This is a genomic window from Dyadobacter sp. HNCC25DJ186 (assembly GCF_056895235.1).
Window position 1 is genome coordinate 50,760 of sequence record NZ_JBXHAS010000011.1, and the last position, 20,296, is coordinate 71,055.

Here is a 20,296-nt window from a genome sequence, read left to right on the forward strand (position 1 = left end):
GTTTGATTGAGACCTTATTGATTTTTATAAATTGATTAAAATACATGCTTGTTAAGGTTACTTCGTTACAAATTTGATTCAGAAATTCTAATATTTTTATTTTGCGTATTGGCAGTTTAAAAAGATGGTTACTAAATCGTAATAGAAAGGTAAATTCAGTTACCTCTGTTGATCTGCAAGGGCAGAAATACCATTATTGAAAACTGCGTTAGTAGTTCTTAATACGAATTAGTATAACATTAGTGATTTAGTACTGCCTCCTCAGGCAGCTGGTTCAAAATGGGTTAAGGCACATATCCTTGTGTTTTAACCCATTTTTAATGTTGTTTGGATGAAAAGCAAATTAAAACCCATGAATTTTTTTGGAAAAGATTCTAATTTGGATGCGAGTTGTTCGACAAAATGAGTGGAGAAAAATGGGTAAATACATTTTATTCTCTCTGTCAACCTATATAAAATTTCTAAAATATGTAAGGTCGCATCCGGGATATTTTAGAATTGGCTCAGACGGGTCAAACATGGATACACTTGCAAAATTTGATGCACGCCTTGTTAAGCTTTTTATTTAAAGAATACCAGAATATAGCAATTTTGGTTGAGGCGTAATAAGTAAAGTTAGCATTACGTTTCATTACCGAACTCAAATCATGCCGTTTACTCCTTATCAGCCACAAAGTTTCATGTGGCAAGATTTATATCACAAAATTGACTGAACAAAAAAGTTGTTCGCTCAATGTAACACATACTTGTAATAATGAAGCGAATCGCGTCAGCAACTATTGTATTTTTTAGTTTTTCCCATTTTTTATCTGCTCAAAATATCACATTAAGCGGTTTTGTCCGGGAACAGGGGTCCGGTGAAAGTATTGCAGGAGCAATCATTTTTATTGCAGAGTTGAAAATTTCTTCGCATACCAATAATTATGGCTTTTATTCACTCACATTCCCCAAATCAGACACCATTGATTTACAGGTATCTTTGATTGGTTACAAAACACAGCTGATTAGACAAAACGCGGCTAGTGATCATGATATGGATGTTTCGTTGGTTCCAGTAAACCAGGAACTAAGTGAGGTTACCATCTTTGCCAGCGATCAGGAGAAAAAGAGCCTTTCTACGAAAATAAGTTCAATTAATGTACCCATACAACAATTGAAAGATGTTCCATCTTTGTTAGGAGAAAAGGACATACTCAAAGCAATACAGCTTTTGCCTGGCGTCCAGAGTGGAACCGAAGGAAGTAATGGACTCTTTGTCCGTGGCGGTGGATCGGATCAAAATCTGATTCTGATGGATGAAGCAAAAGTTTACAATATTTCGCATCTTTTTGGATTCTTTTCCATTTTTAACGGAGATGCCCTAAAGAGTTTGGAATTTATAAAGGGTGGTTTTCCTGCCAGATATGGAGGACGTATATCTTCGGTGTTGGACGTTCAAATGAAAGAGGGCAACAAAAGCAGTACCCATGGAGAAGTAGGAGTCGGTCTGATCAGCAGCCGGTTCACACTGGAGGCACCGATAAAAAAGGATAATTCCTCATTTATAATTTCAGCAAGACGTTCATACCCTGATCTTTTCCTTTCTCTTGTTAAAAATTCAAAAGGAGGGTTTTGAAAAGCAATTTTTATGATGTTAACGCCAAAGCAAATTTTGAGATAAACAAGAAGAATAAAATCTTTTTCAGCACGTATCTGGGGAAAGATAATTTATTCGAACGGGTTAACAAAAAAGGCGATGCGTACAGGAATATGGGTTTTAGCTGGGGGAATAAAACGGGTACTTTCAGGTGGAGCCATTTATTCTCGCTCAAGGTCTTCTCCAACATGAGTTTGATATACAGTAATTTTAATTATTCACTTGAGAATACATTTGGCTCTTCAAGCCAGACATACTCTTCCCGCTTAAATGAGCTGGGCTTAAAATACGATTTTGAATATCTGCCCAATTCCAAACATGATTTTCGTTTTGGAGTAAATCTGTCCAGGTTAAACTTTGTGCCTAATAGTTCTGCGTTTAATGAAGGACGTCAGACGACCAGGCAAGAAATGGAAAGGATCAATGCATTTGACGGGGCATTATATGTGGAAGATATATATAAGCTTGACAATAAAGTCGCTATTAATTATGGATTGCGGGTTGCTATTTTCGCTCCATCTCAAAAGTCATATACCTTCGTTGAACCTCGATTGACAGTCAATTATAATTTTACTGGAAACTGGTCAGTAAAGGGCGGATATTCGGTCATGAATCAGCCTATTCAACTATTGACTAATAATGGCCTTGGCCTGTCCGTTGACGTATGGGTACCCTCGACACCTAAAATGCCTCCACAAAATTCCCGCCAGTATACCTTCGGTATCACCCGCGATTTCACAGAAAGAAAGTTTAGCGTAGAGCTGGAAGTTTATTCCAAAAGAATGAGAAACATACTGTCCTTCAAAGAAGGTGCGAGTATTCTTTCATTGGTAAGCTTGTTCAGGGACAGGGATTTTGCAGCTTCGAAAATCCTTTGGGATGACGTCTCTACCTCGGGAAACGGAAATTCCAAGGGTGTGGAGCTGTTCGTCCACAAAAAGACAGGGAAACTGACAGGCTGGACCAGCTATACCCTAAGTAAAACCGTATATCAGTTTGAACAATTAAATGCCGGAAAAACTTTTTATCCAATTCAGGATCGCAGGCACCAGTTATCAATCGTTGGCGCATATCAACATAGCAAAAAGGTGAAATTTTCGGGCAGCTATGTTTTAAAGACAGGTAATCCGGTAACAATGCCCAAACTTAGTTATGATCAGTTTATCATTAACCCCTTCACCAATGAACTAAAACCCAGTTTAGACGTCATTGACTATGGAGAACAACGAAATGATAGTAGAACGCCCATTTACAATCGCTTGGACCTGAGTGTTCAGCTGGCCAAGCAGAAGAAACGAGGCCAAAGAACCTGGGAATTTGGATTGTATAATATTTTGGGAAATAAGAATGTATTTGCCTATGAGGTAGACATTAATGGAAAATTCAATGAGAATAAAGAATTTCTTGTGACCAAGGCGTTAAATGAAGTAAGTCTGCTGCTCTTTATTCCATCTATCTCATACAGTTTCAAATTTTAGCCATGCGCAAACCTGTTTATCTTCTTATACTCCTTTTTTTATTTACTTCCTGTATTAAGGAAATAGACGGACTGCCAGATACCCCTGAGGAATTGGTACTTCAATGTTATATCAGCCCGTCTGATACGGTGATCAGTGCAGTTTTGTCAAGGGCGACGTCTTTTGCAGTGACAGAAATCCCATTCAAGGATTTATTCATTAAAGATGCCCAGATCACCATCAGTAATGGAAGTGTGGATAAGTTATTGAAATTCAACGTGGTGAAAAATTTCTACCAACTAAAAATTACTGACGGATTTAAGATTGAAAAAGGGAAAACTTACTCAATCAAGGCCGTTGCTAAGGATGGTCAGGTGTTGACATCTTCCTGCACAGTTCCGTTAAAGTCCATAAAACCAGAGGAAATTGAAATTGAAAAATCATTCAGGGGAAGTGATTTTGTAGACATAAGATTGAAGTGGCCTACGAGTAAGGACGGCCTATATATTCTGAGGCCATACTTTTATTATTCTAATATACAGTCTACACAAGAACCAATTTCTCACACGGTCCAATTTTTGACCGGTGCCGATGTCAACAGCGAGTTCGTAACTTCTAATTACTTCAACAACAATCTGGTCCGCTACAAACACAAAAACGTCGCCTTCATTTATCTGGCAGATGAAAATTTCTATGCTTATTCGAAATCCGTTCAACTAAATGATAACAACCAAACTGACCCATTTGCACAGCCCCTTAATGCAAAATACAATATAAATGGCGGATTCGGTTGCTTCGGGGCTTATAATGTGACGCGGATTGAATTTGAGTTTTGAAATTATAAAGACGAAAAGAATATTAGTGATCTGTACGTATATAAACAGAAATGCTTTTCAATGTTTTTAATTTTAGCAGTGAGAACCCAGCTGCGAATTTTATTGAAACAACAAAAAGCACTGAGTTAATAGTTGGTCAAAAGCCTTTTTGTTGCTAAATATCTCGGATTTTAGTGGAAATGAGGATCGGGTGGAATAGCACTTATTAGGATAGGGAAGTTCCCCAGAAACTGAAAATATATTTCACCAACTCCTACGATTTGCCTGCCAGAGGAAACAAAAGGGAAATTGTTTGGAAAGGAAAAACGATTCCGCTGAAGTCAGGCAGGAATTTTTTTACGCTATGGGTCAGTTATGAAATAGTAATCGATTATGAATATCAAACAGAGGAATTCAGGCGTTCCAAAAGTAGATTCATATTTGGAAATGCGACGGGTTAGCAATAAACTGCGTAGTATTGTTTGAACTCATTGAAAGTTATATCATAATGTCTGTTTGATATCCTTAATTTATACCATGAAAGATCGTAACATTCCGCCTGTATCCGAATTTGGTGCCGAGCTTAGAAATCAGGGTTTTAAAGTTTTTGAGATCAAAGCTGACGAAAATGTAGTCAGGACGTATAACCGGAAAGATTTTTATAAAATCTGTCTGGTAACGGGTAAAAGTCTGGTGCAGTATGCCGACCGGGGAATAGAAATCGATTCGAAAACTTTGTTCTTTGGCAATCCGCATATCCCTTATTCATGGGAAATTATTTCCGAAGAGTATACCGGCTACACCTGTTTGTTTTCAGAGAATTTTTTAAAGGCGAATGAACGTTCGGAAAGTCTTCAGGAAAGTCCGTTGTTTAAAATAGGAGGTACCCCCATTTTTACATTGGATGATGAGCAACGTGCCTTCATTGCTACCATATTCCAGAAAATGATAGCAGAAGAGGCGACGGGTTATTTATTTAAACACGACTTGATGCGGAATTACATAAACCTGCTGATCCACGAGGCATTGAAAATGCAGCCTGCGGAAAACTTCTATAAGCATAAAAATGCTGCTGAGCGTACAGCGTCCCTGTTTTTTGATCTTTTAGAGCGACAGTTTCCGATTGAAAGTATAGACCAGCCGATGCAGTTTAAAACTGCCCAGGAATTTGCAAACAAGCTTTCTATTCATGTAAATCACTTAAATCGCTCCGTAAAAGAGATAACCGGGAAAACAACGAGTGCACATATTGCCGAAAGAGTCATTACAGAGGCAAAGGCCCTGCTGATGCATACAGACTGGACGATTGCAGAAATTGGTTATGCGCTGGGATTTGAATATCCTGCGTATTTCAATAACTATTTCAAAAGGCTGACAGGGACCGTGCCATCTTCGGTTAGAGTTCATACAGCGTGATATCCATAATGATTGGTTTGATAATCATACCGTATGGAATATTAGGAAGCATGAACTTTGTGATTTACTCGGTGAATGATATGTAAACCAAGGATGGAAAATCACTTTGCATTAACCGCTGGAATTTTAGTGGAAGGTATGGACAGCACAAATGTTTTGAAGTTTACAGAGTTGATGAGCGCGTTGCATCCAGCCCAACTTACATAAGCAGGGGATTTCGTAAGTTATACCTGCTGACCGGTAAAACCCGGATTCGCTTTGCAGGCAAAGAAATTCAGGTAGATGGAACGGTCTTTTTGTTCGAGCCAGCCATACCTTTTGCCATAAAATGGATTGCCGGTAGCGGTGATAATTTCGGTTGCCTGGTTTCCAGGGAGCTTCTGCAGAGTGACTTTTGTATCAAAGCTTATACCCGGTTGTTATCATTTTCTGGTAGCGAGGGGCTGGCATTATTTCTATTGAACAGTACGCAGAAAGATTTTATCGTCAGTATTTTCGAAAAACTGATGATCGAACAAGAAACAGGGTATGTGTTCAACGATGAATTGTTCTGCAATTACTTAAATCTTATCTTATATGAAGTCTTGAAGCAGTTGGGTTCCGCACAGCCCGGCTTTCCATTAGTGTATTAATCTCTGATCCCCATAATTTATCCGTTTCGTTCAAATACCTTTCTGCCGACATTCCTTTGATCAAAACATAGTCAGTAAATTGACTATTGTTTGATATCCATAATGAATCGTTTCTTAATCATTAGCCTGTAAAGTGACCTGCACGATAAATTTGCAGTGTCGAATAATTTAATGTGCAAGTGATGAACGAAGAAAAATCAAACGAAACAATTAACGAGCCAAAATGGATAGCCGTTTATGCGATATCGCTTGCGGTAGCCGGGCTGATATCCTCGGAGTTTCTTCCGGTCAGTATACTTACTCCCATAGCAAAAGATCTGAATGTAACGGAAGGAATTGCGGGTCAGGCCATTTCCATAACCGCTTTGATCGCGATGTTTTCAAGTCTGTTTACGGCGATGCTTACCAAAACCATTGACAGAAGGTGGGTGCTTTTATCTTTTTCTGTTTTACAGATCATATCCAACTTACTGGTGGCTTTTTCGCCCTCTTTCTGGGTTCTTATGGTAGGAAGGGTGTTTTTGGGTGTTGCGGTGGGAGGTTTTTGGGCTATGTCTACCCCCACGGCGATGCGCCTGGTACCTCAGCATCTTATTCCAAAAGCGCTTTCTATCGTTTTTGCAGCTGTATCAATTGCAACTGTTCTGGCTGCGCCACTGGGTAGTTTTCTGGATGCGACAATCGGGTGGCGAAACGTTTTTTTACTGGTTGCGGGACTAGGTGTTGTAGCCGTGGTCTGGCAGGCTGTTTCTCTTCCGTCAATGCCACCGACAAGCCCCCCTGAATTTAAAACTTTACTCGAAGTACTAAGCCGAAGTCAGGTGAAAAAAGGGATGTTGGGTGTCGGATTTGCCTTTGCCGGTTATGCTGTATTCTTTACTTATCTGCGTCCTTTTTTAGAGAACATTACCAATGTCTCAGTCAGCATATTAACAACAATTCTTCTTTTTTACGGCGTGGCAAACTTCTTTGGTGCCGTTGTTGCAAGGTTTATGCTCAACAAAAACTTTTCTAAAACGATGACCTTGATGCCTTTTTTGATTTCCATTGTTACGATGTTTCTTGTTTTTCTAGGATCCAACGTGATATTGGCGGCACTTTTTATAGCCATGTGGGGCCTTGCGTTTGGTAGTGTTCAGGTGGGCTGGCCGACGTGGATAACCCTTGCCGTTCCGGATCAGGCCGAAAGTGGCGGAAGTATTCTGGTGGCAACCACCCAGCTTGCCATAACTTTAGGTGCAGGTTTGGGTGGTTTTGTTTTTGACCGGATGGGTATTGAAGGCACCTTCGGATTAGGTAGTTTGGTTTGGCTTTTTGCGGCTCTGGCAGCCTGGCGGGCGCTACGGGGAAAAAGTTGGACCGTCTCTGCCGCGACCGGAGCCGCGGTGCACATATAAAAGTGGTGGGCTGTTTGGAATTCATATCATATTGTTTGATAATCATTATCATAAAATTCTACCAGCTGGTACCTTCGATTTAAAAAGGAACGTAACAATGGAAAAATATGGAAAATCAGGAATTAAAGGACCTCAATGCAAGCGGATATAAAGAACTATCCTCAGATTATTTTACCGGAAAGGCCTGGTTGAAGGGCCTTTTGGAATCTGACGAGAACACAAACTGCTGGATAGGCGATGTGCTCTTTGAGCCGGGAACCCGAAATAACTGGCACATCCATCCCAGTAATCAGATCCTAATCGTCAAAGAAGGGATATGTTTCTATCAGGAGGAAGGCCAACCAATTCAAAAAATTAACGCGGGTGGCGTAATCAACGTATTACCCCATACCAAACATTGGCATGGAGCTTCTCCAGATGCCAGAATGATACATACAGCGATCGGAATTAATACACAGTTGGGTGTGGTTGAATGGCTGGAACCGGTCAGTGACGAGCAATATTCAGGTATTTGATAAAAGAACTTTTACCAGGTCTGGTTTAGAAACAGTGCAGTTGGAGTGCCGACATTTCCAGTTTTACTAAAACAAAATAGATTTGGCCCGATATTAATAAACTCCTTTGTTAATGCGGTCAAGCAGGTGAGTCGAATCACACCAAAAGAATACGGCGAATAAGTTGCCATCAATGTAAGCAATCACCATGGACAATAAAAAATCTAGAGATCATTCACAAAAGGAGGATAAACATGAATCCAGGCGGGATTTTTTGAAGACTTCTTCTATTCTTACTGCCATTGCCGTTGCTCCCCTGTCTGTTGCCAAAGCAGCGGAATATAATCTTGGAGAAAAACTTAGTGAAGCTTTTGAAACCACACCGGTAAATCTGACCGTAAATGGGGTAAAAAAACAGCTGGCCATCGAACCTCGTTCTACACTTCTGGATGTACTTCGTGAACAGCTGGACTTAACAGGAACCAAGAAAGGATGCGATTATGGACAGTGCGGAGCCTGTACGGTCCATGTGGACGGACAACGGGTGTTATCTTGCTTGAGTCTGGCGGTGATGCAGGAAGGTAAAGCGGTTACGACCATTGAAGGAATTGCAAAAGGGGATGAGCTTCATCCAATGCAACAGGCATTTATCAAACATGATGGTTTTCAGTGCGGTTACTGCACACCCGGCCAAATTATGTCTGGCATTGCCTGTATCAACGAAGGACATGCAGAAACGAAAGAAGATATCAAAGAGTTTATGAGCGGAAATATCTGCCGTTGCGGAGCATATCCGAATATTGTAAAAGCGATTCAGGAAGTTAAAAACGGGGGGCGAAAATCATGATACAGTTTCAATTCGAACGCGCGTCGACAGCCAAGGCTGCGGTAAATGCCCTGGCAAATAATGCCAATGCCAAGTTCATCGCCGGTGGCACGAACCTGGTTGACCTGATGAAGCGAAATGTGATGGCTCCAACGAAACTGGTAGATATCAATGCAGTTCCGCTCAAAAACATTGAGCAGCAAAACGGCAAGATTGTTATTGGAGCACTGGCCTTAAATAGTCAGGTAGCTGATCATAAACTGATCCGGGAAAAACTTCCGCTGCTTGCAAAAGCGCTCAATGCGGGCGCATCTGCCCAGATCAGAAACATGGCAACGGTCGGTGGAAACATCATGCAGCGTACGCGGTGTTCATATTTCTATGACACAGCTCTTCCTTGCAACAAGCGTCATCCTGGTAGCGGATGTGGTGCGCTGGAAGGGGTGAACCGAATGCATGCCATTTTTGGAACAAGCGATAAATGTATTGCAGTGCACCCGAGTGATATGTGTGTGGCATTGGTCGCACTGGATACAACCGTGGTGGTATCAGGTCCGAAAGGTGAACGGAGAATTCCTTTTGAAGAATTTCACAGGCTTCCCGGCATGCAACCTGAAAAAGACAATACGTTGCAAGCCAGTGAACTGATCATTTCGGTTGAAATTCCGGACAATGATTTGAATAAAAACGCGCATTATTTTAAGGTGCGCGACCGTGCTTCTTATGCATTTGCGCTGGTTTCGGTTGCTGCGGCGTTAAGTATGGACGGGAAAATAATCAGGGATGCCAGGCTCGCCATGGGCGGCGTGGCGCACAAACCATGGAGGTTAAAAGAAGCAGAAAAATTCCTTATCGGAAAAGTTGCCGCTGAAGATACTTTTAGTCAAGCCGCAGAAATCGCCATGCAGGGCGCGAAGGCTTACAAACACAATGGGTTTAAACTCAAACTTGGACCGAACGTGATTGTTGAAGCATTGAAAAACGCAACAGGTTTGGTGTAGGCGTATCTTAAATCCTTGAAAGAAAAGATCATGAACGAAGCATTTTTTGATAAAAAAGAATATCAGCCGCTCGATAGGGTGGATGGCCGTATGAAAGTGACGGGCGCGGCAAAATATTCCGCAGAATACGTTTTGCCAAATCTGGCATACGGCGTACTGGTGGGGAGCCGGATTGCGAAGGGAACTATCAAGAGTATAGATTCCAAAGCTGCGGAGCGGGCGCCGGGTGTGTTAGCGGTGATATCTCATACCAACAGAATTAAAGTGCCCGGCTACGAACCATCTGCGGACAGTTCATCAGGAGCACCTTCGGCCAACCAGCCACTCCGTGTTTTTTACGACAGCAAGGTCTATTCCAACGATCAGCCTGTTGTGATCGTCGTGGCGACCAGTCTTGAAAAAGCGCAATATGGAGCATCACTGGTCAAAATCCAGTACGATCAGCAGGTACATAAAACTGATTTTGAAGCGAATGTGAAAAATGCGGTGGTTACCGCTGCCGCTAAAAAGAATCCAAAATCGGGGACAGCAGATTATGACCGCGGACAAACGGATGCTTATGAAACGGCGCCATTCAAAATAGAATCAGAATACATCCTGCCTACTGAAATGCATAATCCGATGGAGTTGCAGGCCATAACTGCCCATTGGGAAGCGGATGACAAATTGACCATTTATGATAAAGTGCAGGGCACAAAGTCGACTCAAAAAACTTTTGCAAAAGAATGGAATATTCCTGAGCCAAATGTGAAGGTGATAGCGACTTTTGTCGGTGGTGCTTTTGGTAATGGCCTGCATAGCTGGCCGCACGAATCCGCAGCGATCATTGCGGCCAAACAAGTGAAAAGGCCGGTGAAACTGGTGCTAACACGTGAGCAGATGTTTACCATGGTAGGCTACCGTCCCCGTACCTGGCAGAAAATGCAGATGGGCGCGACCAAAGAAGGAAAGCTGGTTGCGATCAACCATCATTCCATCGGGCAGACTTCTACCTATGAGGAGTTCACAGAATCGACCCTGGCTCAGACCCGCATGATGTATGCCTCTCCAAATGTGAGCACGCGTTACCGGTTATTGCCTCTCAACGTGGCAACGCCCATCTGGATGCGAGGTCCGGGAGAAGCAACAGGTGCTTTTGCGCTGGAATCTGCTATGGATGAAATGGCGCATGCCATTGAGATGGATCCGATTGACTTCCGGCTTTTGAACTACACAGAATCCGATCCGGATAAAAATCTTCCCTGGTCGACAAAATATCTGAGGGAGTGTTATGAAGAAGGGAAAAAACGGATTGGCTGGGAAAACAGAAAACTTAAACCCGGTACTTTACGCGATGGAGAATGGCTGGTAGGATATGGGATGGGCACCGGCACTTTCGGGGCAAACCGGAGCTCCGCGACTGTACATGCTGAACTTGATATGGATGGAAATTTAGTTATGCATTGTGCAATTACAGACATTGGTCCTGGTACAGCGACGGCGATGGTGCAGGTTGCATCCAATACGACCGGCATTGCTTCTGAAAAAATAACCTTTCACCTGGGCAGTTCAGAGTTTCCGAATGCAGGATTGCAGGGAGGATCTTCTACTGTGAACAGCGTTGGCCCAGCCGTGCAGGCAGCCTGTAACGCTTTGAAAGAGCAGATCATTACGATGGCTGCGGCCAAAAGCGTCGCTTCATTCAGTGCTGCGAAGCCTGATGATCTTATGTTTGAGAAAGGTGAAATCAGGATTTCGGGGAAGTCGTCCGGTAAATTGAGTGACTTTTTTAAACAAAATGACATACAGAAAATTGAGACCACGCAGGAGTCTAAGCCAAGTGAAAACGGCAAGAAATATTCCATGAATGCATTTTCGATGCATTTTGCAATGGTTCATGTGCATCCGTTCACCGGCCAGGTTCGTGTGAAAAAAATAGTATGTTGCGCAGATGCCGGAACAATCGTTAGTCCAAAAACTGCCGAGAGTCAGATGATCGGCGGGGCAACCGGAGGAATCGGAATGGCTTTAATGGAAGATGCGGTTATGGATCATCGTTTTGGCCGCTATATGGCCAAAGACTTTGGTGATTACCACGTGCCTGTACATGCAGATGTACCGGATATTGAAGTCTATTTTGTAAATAAACCTGACCTTCTGGCCGATCCGGTTGGCAGTAAAGGGTTAGGTGAAATTGCCATAATAGGAGTGGCACCTGCGATTGCCAATGCTGTTTTTAATGCTACTGGAAAACGCGTCCGGGAATTGCCAATCACGCCGGACAAGTTGATTTGACAGGCTATGTAATCTTTGAACGGGGCTAAATTAAATACTGGCATCAGCACCCTATCATTAAAAATCGTTTTTACCGGATCATGCCGATCCGGTAAAATTCGACCAAATTACATCAAGGCTCTTTTGAGTCTTTTGCTTAAAGGCCCTATATGATTTTTTAGGTTGAAAGTCTGATCGTCACGCACCGCAACAGCTAAGTTGTTTGATTTTCATAACATATCGCTTGATATCCATTGGGTTATTCAGTCTGCATTCTGCGAACTTTGAACCACTGAAATATCCATCGAAATATTTTTATGAACTCAATAGAAACAAAAGGCGAAAAGGTTTTTTGCCTAAAATCAGCAGAAGCTCACCGTAGGCAGCGAAACTTTAACCCAGTCTTTTCTCGTCAAAATATTATTGGAAAGTTTGTGCGTAGAAGGCAAATGCAGCAATCAAAGCTAATGCTTTTTCCATTACTGATATTGTTTTTGGCCATCATGGCTTGTAACGCTGATAGTGCTATTGAACCTGACAACGATCTAAACCCGGGTCAGGATGATCCGGGACAGCAAATTCCCGGATCTGATAATATCGGCACGGATACATCAGGGAACAGGCTCAAAATTACAATTGGTTCAGGAACTTTCACGGCAACATTGCTTGCCAATTCCACCGTAAACGCTTTTAAGGCGCGTCTGCCGATGGCAGTGACCATGAGTGAATTAAATGGCAACGAGAAGCTTTACAACTTCAGTAATAGTTTGCCGGCAAATGCCTCCAATCCTCGTACCATTTCAACCGGGGATCTGATGCTCTATGGCTCTACAACGCTTGTTCTTTTTTACGAATCGTTTTCTACCTCGTATAGTTATACCAGACTTGGGAAAATAGATAACCCGTCCGGTCTTGCTGCTGCGGTGGGGAGTGGGTCCGTTTCCGTCCGGTATGAATTGGAATAGATAAGCGGGAATTAACTTATAGGCTTTAAAATTTGAGAATTTTCAGCCCTTGCCAAAGTAGACAATGTTTATTTTACTCAGCGGATAATAAATATGTGTCAGTTATTTAATCATATCAAACAGACAAAAAAATGAAAGGATTCAAATTACCTCTACTGCTGATTGTGGCTGTGCTGATTTTCTCAAAAGGTTATTCTCAAACAAATACCACATCTGATAAGCTTACTCCGCAGGCGATCTTTCCCAAAGGCGAGCAAGGTCCAGCGGAGAACTTTACAGGCAAGGCCTATAGTTATAGACTTCTTGCCAACGATTCCATTTACAACACGGTCGTGGGAAACGTATTATTTGAACCTGGTGCCAGATCAAATTGGCACAAACACCCTGCCGGTCAAATTCTTATCATAACCGCCGGTGAGGGCTTACACCAGATAAAGGGGAAATCAATCGAGATAATGAAAAAGGGTGACGTAGTGAAATGTCCGCCCAATGTGGAGCACTGGCATGGCGCGACGCCTGGCAGCAGCCTGCATCAAATGTATATCATTCCCAATACCGAAAAAGGTATTGTTGAATGGCTGCAACCCGTGACTGACAAAGAATACAACGCCTATAAATAATGTTTTGATTATATATTGTGCTCAGTAAGAAATTATTATAGCCATTTCCTAAAACTGGATCAACAATTTGCGAACAGGCCTGTGATATGGGCCTGTTTTTTTTGGTAGAAAATACTTTTAGAGATTAATTTAATTTTTTTACAAAACACGATGGCGGAAAATTTTCAGGAAAAAGATAAATGGATAGGAATTCATGCGATTGTTTCTCACGATCAGCATCGTGGATAACATAATTTTTTGAAAATGAGCTTGAACATTAAAATTGATTGACACATTTCACGTTTGTAATGCGTATTGTTTTTTGAAAGAATTATCCCCGGGAGCCGCATGATTTAATTGTTTACGTTTTTTCTAAAACTGTATTTTCTAATTGTTTCGTACTATCCATGCGACGGTATCTTTCATTTGCAACGCTGACAAATGTTGTCATTATATTTTTAAGTATTGTAGGCTGTCAAAACGGCAACGAAATGGAGCCAACCATCGCTGCAGATTGTCTGGTGAAGGCTACTTCAAATAGCGGCCAGATTATTTCAGGAGCCTACATGGTCACATATCAGCCGTCACAAAGAATATCTGGCAATCAGCAAGCGCGCGTGGCCGCTGCGGAAGTGCTGACCGAACAATTCCTGGCCAGCAGGAAAATTGCTAATGTAGAAACCCAGGTTTTGACTTCCGGTGAACAGACGACCTTTCTAGCAAATCTTACAGAAACAGAGTCTGTTCAGTTAAGACAGGACCCATCCGTGATGATTGTCGAACCGGATAGAATCATGTCCATTTGTAGCTGCGTGGACGTTACCACTTCGTCTACCCTGACATGGAATACAATACAGACCGGCTATGGCCGCGGAGATTTGCAGATGACTAAAACTGCCTGGGTTATTGACACTGGTATTGATCTGGACCATCCCGATCTCAACGTGGATGAAGCACGTAGCAGATCATTTATCAGCGGGCAAACTTCTGCGGACGATGAGAATGGTCATGGGACTCATGTAGCAGGTATCATCGGGGCTGTAAATAATAATATTGGTACAACGGGAGTGGCTTCCGGTGCCACCCTGGTTTCATTGCGGGTTCTGGATGACGAAGGGGAAGGACGGCTTTCAGGCATCATTCAGGCAGTGAATTATGTAATTCAGAATGGCCGGGCCGGGGATGTTGTCAATATGAGTCTGGGAGGAGAAGGCATATCACTGACATTGGAACGAGCAATCGTAAGGGGAGCAGATGCGGGTATTCTGTTCGCCATAGCCGCCGGGAATGAAGGGGCAGATGTCGAAAATTATTCTCCTGCGCGTGTCAACCATGCTAACGTCTTTACGGTTTCTGCAATGAATCAGGACAATCGGTTTGCTTCATTTTCAAATTATGGCGCGAGTATTGACGTATGCGCTTATGGTGTACGAATTGTTTCTTCTTACAGCAATGGCCGTTATGCAACTTTAAGCGGAACTTCAATGGCCGCACCACATGTTGCAGGACTTTTGATCATTCGAGGAAGTAATCTGCCAATGCATGGTGCTGTTTCTGGCGATCCGGATGGAACACCAGATCCTATGGCAGGCGAAGGTGAATGATTGGTTAATACGCCACTCGGTATCAACAAGGTGACATATACCCTTTTTTGCCACCCGGCGAATTCATAATAGCCGTCCGGGAAGTCCAATGCGCACGAAAACCTGACTTCTACATAACAAAACTTGCTCTATTCTGCTGCCCACGCTGAAAAATTGTCTTCCAAAATTGCTTCCCGCGAGTTTCTGATTATTTGTCTTGATTTTAATCTTCTTCGCTAATTGCTAACAGCTTATCTTCAGGTTGTTGATATTTAGTTGGCACAGCAAGGTATACAAAGCTTAAACCTTAGCTGCTTTATAGTTTAATTTATATTTTATTAACTATCCTGTATATTTTTAATGAATAAGACGCTTCTAATCCCAGCAATAAGTATCTAATTTTAGATTAAATAATTGTTGAAATTAACGATGTAATCGAGAAAACAGTTTTTTGGGGTTTGCGTAGCTTCAAGAAGGTAAAATAAATTACTTATAAAATCTTGCCAATGATAATATTTATTTTTCTATTTTTGGCAAAAGAAAATAATTATAATTATTAAGTGATTCTTTTGATTTACTTTTTATTGTCAAATAGCATCTTACCTCCAATCCGTCGCTACAATTGATATATGCCAATGGATGAATTCATTCAGCTTTACAAAGGCGCATTATTGGAAAACACCATACCCTTCTGGTTGAATAAGTCAGAAGACAAGGATTATGGTGGATATTTTACCTGTCTGGATCGTGAGGGTGAAATCTTTGATACTGATAAATTTGTCTGGCTTCAATGTCGTCAGGTTTGGTGTTTCTCGATGTTATATAACCAGGTTGAGCAGAAACCGGAATGGCTGAATTTCGCTCTTCAGGGCGCTGGTTTTCTTGAAAAGCATGGACGGGATGCTGAGGGGAACTGGTATTTTTCGTTAACCAGAGAAGGTACACCGCTCACGCAGCCGCACAGCATTTTTTCAGATTGTTTTGCCTCTATGGCTTTCGGGCAACTTTACAAAGCAACAGGAAGTGAAAAACATGCCAGGATCGCGGCAGATACCTTTCACAAAATAATAGCAAGAAAGAATGACCCAAAAGGTGTTTATAGTAAAGGATATCCCGGAACACGCCCGCTGGAAGGTTTTGCGTTACCAATGATCCTTTGCAATCTGGTTCTTGAAATTGAGCATCTTCTGGATCCTGTTTTGGTTGAAGAAACAATCCTGTCAGGGATCGATACGATCATGAATAAATTTTACAATCCTGAGTTTGGATTAATATTTGAAAACGTGACCCAGGATGGCACATTTTCTGATTCTTTTGAAGGAAGGTTGGTGAATCCCGGTCACGGAATTGAAGCGATGTGGTTCGTGATGGATCTGGCTGAAAGGAAAGGTGATAAGGAACTTGCGGTGAAGGCTAAGGATATTACCTTACAAATTCTGGAATACGGCTGGGATAAGAAGTATGGCGGAATTTTTTATTTTCTCGATGTCAAAGGCCATCCGCCTCAACAGCTTGAATGGGATCAGAAATTGTGGTGGGTTCATATGGAAACGCTTATCAGCTTATTGAAAGGCTACCTGCATACCGGCGATGAACAGTGTATGGAATGGTTTAAAAAAGTTCATGAATATACTTGGGAGCATTTTGCAGACAAGGATAATGCAGAATGGTTTGGATATCTGAACAGGCAAGGCGAAGTTTTGCTCCCGTTAAAAGGAGGGAAATGGAAAGGGTGTTTTCACGTTCCACGCGGACTATACCAGTGTTGGAAAACACTTGAAGCGATAAGGGTCAAAAAATCAGAAAATATTTCATCTGATATTACTTTTTAATATGGCAAATATTCCGCTTAAAAACATAACGGTTTCGGAGGTAGGTCTTGGAAAACTGAACTATACCCCGGCACTGGTAACTTTGGGTGTGTTGTATTTTATGATGGGTTTTATCACCTGCCTGAACGATACGTTGGTTCCTTTTTTCAAAAAAGGTTTTACGCTTTCCTACTCAGAATCTTCGCTGGTTCAGTTTTATTTTTTTTTAACTTATGGAATCGCTTCCATACCTGCCGGAAGAGTAGTGGAAAGGGTAGGGTATAAAAAAGGAATGGTACTAGGCTTTGCCATTGCTGCCTGTGGTGCACTCCTGTTTTTCCCTGCAACGGTTTTGCATCAATATTCATTATTTTTGGCTGCTCTGTTCGTAGTAGCGATAGGGATTGTTTTATTACAGGTAGCTGCGAATCCATACATAACCATCCTGGGTCCAGCCAAAACAGCTTCTTCAAGACTGACTTTAATTCAAGGTTTCGGATCGCTTGGCACCACCACGGCACCAATATTTGGCGCTTATTTTATTCTTGCACCCCTTCAACAGGCGTCTTCCAGTGATGCCGTTAAATTTCCTTACCTCGGCATTGCCGGATTACTGATCGTTATAGCGCTGATTGTAAGTAGACTGCGTCTTCCAGTTATACATGGTTCAAATGATGATGTAAACGAAACAGTCTCGACGGCGAAAAGTGTTTTTTCATTTCGAAATCTGAATTTGGGCGTGATCGCCATTTTCGCTTATGTCGGAGCTGAGGTATCGGTCGGCACATTCTTGACAAACTACATTGCTGATCTTTTAAAAATAACCGAAAGTGATGCCAACACTTTTGTGGCTTTTTATTGGGGATTGATGCTCGTTGGACGGCTGGTTGGTTCGGTACTATTAAAATCAGTTAAGGCTTCCCTGATTTTAGGCATCAGCGCTGTTGTAGCGATTATGTTCATTAGTATATCTGTAAACGTTACAGGTTATTTGGCAGTATGGACTATGGTCGCAGTGGGTTTGTGTAATTCCATGATGTTCGCCATCATTTTCTCACTTGCCATTAATGGTCTGGGAAAATACACTACCCAGGCTTCGGGTTTGCTGTCAACGGCTATCGCAGGCGGAGCAATTATTTCTTTTTGCCAGGGACTTTTGATTGATAATTCCACTTGGGCAGTCGCCTTTATGCTCCCATTGGTCTGTTACGTCTACATCCTGTTTTACGGTTTGAACGGTTATAAATCAAATTTTAGCAGCATATGAAAAGCGTGATCTTTACTTTACTATTTGTAAACATTTTCATTTTCTTGTGTGAAGCAAAGGAGCCGGCTTTAAAGCCGAGCATTTTATTCATTCCTTTGGATGCCCGGCCACCTTGTCTTAAAATGACGAAAAAAATGGGGCTGATCGGTAATGCAGAATTAATTTCTCGTCCGATGAGTATACTCGGCAATTCAAAAGCCCGGAAATTCAAGGGATTTCAATGCCTGGATATTGCAGCAAGATCTGGAACCTATTGTCTGTTTCTCAGTCGATTCGTGACACGAATCCGGAACTCACAGTAAATCCGGAGTGGTAAATGAAGCGACTTATTTGCTAAGATCTGCCAGGTATTAAATGACTGGCAAACCTAAAATATTATACAGTAAATTTGAATTATGAATCGTAGAAATTTCATTGAAAATCTGACATTGGGAAGCGGTGTTCTGGCCACAGCGTCATTAATAACAACGCCGGCGACAGGACAAGCGGTACAAAAGGAAGTGTTAAACGGGAAAGTAGTTTTAACTGCCGACCTGGTCATTGCCGGTGGTGGTCTTGGCGGCTGTGCATCAGCCATGGCTGCGCTAAGAAATGGGCTATCCGTCATTTTGACCGAAGAAACAGACTGGCTCGGTGGGCAGGTAAGTCAGCAGGGAGTTCCGCCGGATGAGCATGTCTGGATCGAAACACACGGCGCCACACAGCTTTACCGGGATTTCAGGAACAATGTAAGAGATTATTACAAACGTAATTATCCGCTGACGGATGAGGCAAAAGCCAGGAAAAATCTGAATCCCGGCGACGGCTCGGTTTCCAAGCTTTGTCATGAGCCCAGGGTTGCGGTTGCCGTGCTGAACGATATGTTTGCGCCTTACCTGAGTAATGGAAAATTAAAACTTCTTCTTGAACATAAAATTACAGGAGCTGATGCAAAAGATAATCGGGTTAAATCGCTGGATGCGGTTAGTATTAAAAGTAAGCAAAAGCTGGTTTTAGTAGCGCCGTATTTTGTAGATGCGACAGAACTGGGTGACCTGCTTCCGCTGACTGGTACTGAATTTGTCACAGGAGCTGAATCAAAAAGTGAAACCGGTGAGCTGCATGCACCGGAAAAAGCTGATCCGGAAAATAATCAGGCTTTTACAGTTTGTTTCGCGATTGATTATGTTCCAGGCGAAAATCACGTGATTGAGAAGCCTAAGGAATATGACTTCTGGAAAAACTTTGTCCCGAAAATGTCAAAGCCCTGGTCAGGAAAATTACTGGACCTTTCATATTCAAACCCTAAAACCCTCGAACCGAAAATGCTGGGTTTCCATCCGGAAGGGATCAGTATGGGTGAAAAGTTAAATCTTTGGAATTACAGAAAAATTATCAATAAGGAAAATTTTAAAAAGGGATTTTACCCCGGAGATATCACAATCGTGAACTGGCCGCAGAACGATTATTTTCTGGGAAATCTGGTAGGAGCAAGTGAAAAGGATTTTAATAAACATTTTGAGCGTGGAAAACAGTTGAGCCTGTCACTTCTCTACTGGCTGCAGACCGAAGCACCTCGTCCTGACGGAGGAAAAGGTTGGCCTGGGGTCCGGTTAAGAAAAGATATTATGGGGACAGAAGATGGATTGGCGAAATATCCCTACGTTCGCGAATCAAGAAGAATCAAGGCAGTTTTTACGATTAAAGAAGAGCATGTTGGGGTCGATAACCGCGCATTGGTTACGGGAAAAAAAGCCGAAAACAAAGCTGCGGAATTTTATGATAGTGTTGGCGTTGGATACTACCACATTGATCTGCACCCAAGTACGGCCGGAGATAATTATATTGATTTCGGCTCTCTTCCCTTCCAGATTCCGCTGGGGGCACTGCTTCCGGAAAGAATGGAAAATCTTCTTCCTGCAAACAAAAACATCGGTACCACGCATATTACAAACGGCTGTTACCGCCTGCATCCGGTTGAATGGAGCATTGGCGAATCGGTAGGTTTGCTTGTAAAATATGCTTTGAACAAAAATATAATTCCCAAGGTGGTTCGTGACAATCAGGAGTTTTTGACTGATTTTCAGGGTTTTATAAGAAAACAGGGTATTGAAACGAACTGGCCCAAATAGAATAAGATACCAGCAACTTATCTAAGTAAGATT

Annotated in this window: 16 protein-coding genes; all 16 read left to right on the forward strand. The window is 42.2% G+C overall.

Annotated elements, in window-relative coordinates:
* The first annotated feature begins 754 nt into the window (after positions 1-754).
* The 16 genes from AC1XUO_RS24500 to AC1XUO_RS24575 all read left to right on the forward strand — a co-directional run bounded on the left by AC1XUO_RS24500 (position 755) and on the right by AC1XUO_RS24575 (position 20,263).
* Positions 755-1,615: a TonB-dependent receptor gene (locus tag AC1XUO_RS24500; RefSeq protein WP_483332471.1), complete on the forward strand. Its 861-nt coding sequence runs from the start codon at positions 755-757 to the stop codon at positions 1,613-1,615.
* Positions 1,612-3,114, forward strand: a complete 1,503-nt coding sequence (locus AC1XUO_RS24505; protein WP_483332472.1) for a TonB-dependent receptor plug domain-containing protein — start codon at positions 1,612-1,614, stop codon at positions 3,112-3,114. The genes AC1XUO_RS24500 and AC1XUO_RS24505 overlap by 4 nt, the downstream gene beginning before the upstream one ends.
* 2 nt (positions 3,115-3,116) lie before the next feature.
* The gene (locus AC1XUO_RS24510; RefSeq protein ID WP_483332473.1) at positions 3,117-3,929 is read left to right on the forward strand and encodes a DUF4249 family protein; all 813 of its coding nucleotides are present in this window, start codon (positions 3,117-3,119) and stop codon (positions 3,927-3,929) included.
* Between the two features lie 516 nt (positions 3,930-4,445).
* Positions 4,446-5,324 (forward strand): helix-turn-helix domain-containing protein, encoded by an 879-nt coding sequence (locus AC1XUO_RS24515; protein WP_483332474.1) that lies wholly within the window; start codon positions 4,446-4,448, stop codon positions 5,322-5,324.
* A 296-nt stretch (positions 5,325-5,620) separates the two neighbouring features.
* Entirely contained in the window at positions 5,621-5,956 is a 336-nt protein-coding gene (locus AC1XUO_RS24520; protein WP_483332475.1) for a hypothetical protein, read from the forward strand.
* A gap of 182 nt (positions 5,957-6,138) precedes the next feature.
* On the forward strand, positions 6,139-7,353 hold the full coding sequence (locus AC1XUO_RS24525; RefSeq protein WP_483332476.1) for an MFS transporter: 1,215 nt from the start codon (positions 6,139-6,141) through the stop codon (positions 7,351-7,353).
* 107 nt (positions 7,354-7,460) lie between these two features.
* Complete coding sequence (locus tag AC1XUO_RS24530; protein ID WP_483332477.1) at positions 7,461-7,868, forward strand: cupin domain-containing protein; 408 nt, start codon at positions 7,461-7,463, stop codon at positions 7,866-7,868.
* Positions 7,869-8,055: 187 nt separating this feature from the next.
* Complete coding sequence (locus AC1XUO_RS24535) at positions 8,056-8,694, forward strand: (2Fe-2S)-binding protein (protein WP_483332478.1); 639 nt, start codon at positions 8,056-8,058, stop codon at positions 8,692-8,694.
* Positions 8,691-9,674, forward strand: coding sequence for an FAD binding domain-containing protein (locus tag AC1XUO_RS24540; protein WP_483332479.1), 984 nt, complete (start codon positions 8,691-8,693; stop codon positions 9,672-9,674). Before AC1XUO_RS24535 ends, AC1XUO_RS24540 begins: the two co-directional genes overlap by 4 nt.
* A gap of 30 nt (positions 9,675-9,704) precedes the next feature.
* Complete coding sequence (locus tag AC1XUO_RS24545) at positions 9,705-11,948, forward strand: xanthine dehydrogenase family protein molybdopterin-binding subunit (protein ID WP_483332480.1); 2,244 nt, start codon at positions 9,705-9,707, stop codon at positions 11,946-11,948.
* A gap of 296 nt (positions 11,949-12,244) precedes the next feature.
* Positions 12,245-12,892, forward strand: coding sequence for a cyclophilin-like fold protein (locus AC1XUO_RS24550; protein WP_483332481.1), 648 nt, complete (start codon positions 12,245-12,247; stop codon positions 12,890-12,892).
* A 131-nt stretch (positions 12,893-13,023) separates the two neighbouring features.
* Positions 13,024-13,512: a cupin domain-containing protein gene (locus tag AC1XUO_RS24555; RefSeq protein ID WP_483332482.1), complete on the forward strand. Its 489-nt coding sequence runs from the start codon at positions 13,024-13,026 to the stop codon at positions 13,510-13,512.
* Positions 13,513-13,898: 386 nt separating this feature from the next.
* The gene (locus AC1XUO_RS24560; protein ID WP_483332483.1) at positions 13,899-15,095 is read left to right on the forward strand and encodes a S8 family serine peptidase; all 1,197 of its coding nucleotides are present in this window, start codon (positions 13,899-13,901) and stop codon (positions 15,093-15,095) included.
* 608 nt (positions 15,096-15,703) lie between these two features.
* Positions 15,704-16,906 carry a n-acyl-d-glucosamine 2-epimerase gene (locus AC1XUO_RS24565; protein WP_483332484.1) on the forward strand — a complete coding sequence of 401 codons (1,203 nt, stop codon included), beginning with the start codon at positions 15,704-15,706 and terminating at the stop codon, positions 16,904-16,906.
* A gap of 1 nt (position 16,907) precedes the next feature.
* Positions 16,908-18,152: a sugar MFS transporter gene (locus tag AC1XUO_RS24570; RefSeq protein ID WP_483332485.1), complete on the forward strand. Its 1,245-nt coding sequence runs from the start codon at positions 16,908-16,910 to the stop codon at positions 18,150-18,152.
* A 395-nt stretch (positions 18,153-18,547) separates the two neighbouring features.
* On the forward strand, positions 18,548-20,263 hold the full coding sequence (locus AC1XUO_RS24575; protein WP_483332486.1) for an FAD-dependent oxidoreductase: 1,716 nt from the start codon (positions 18,548-18,550) through the stop codon (positions 20,261-20,263).
* Positions 20,264-20,296 lie beyond the last annotated feature (33 nt).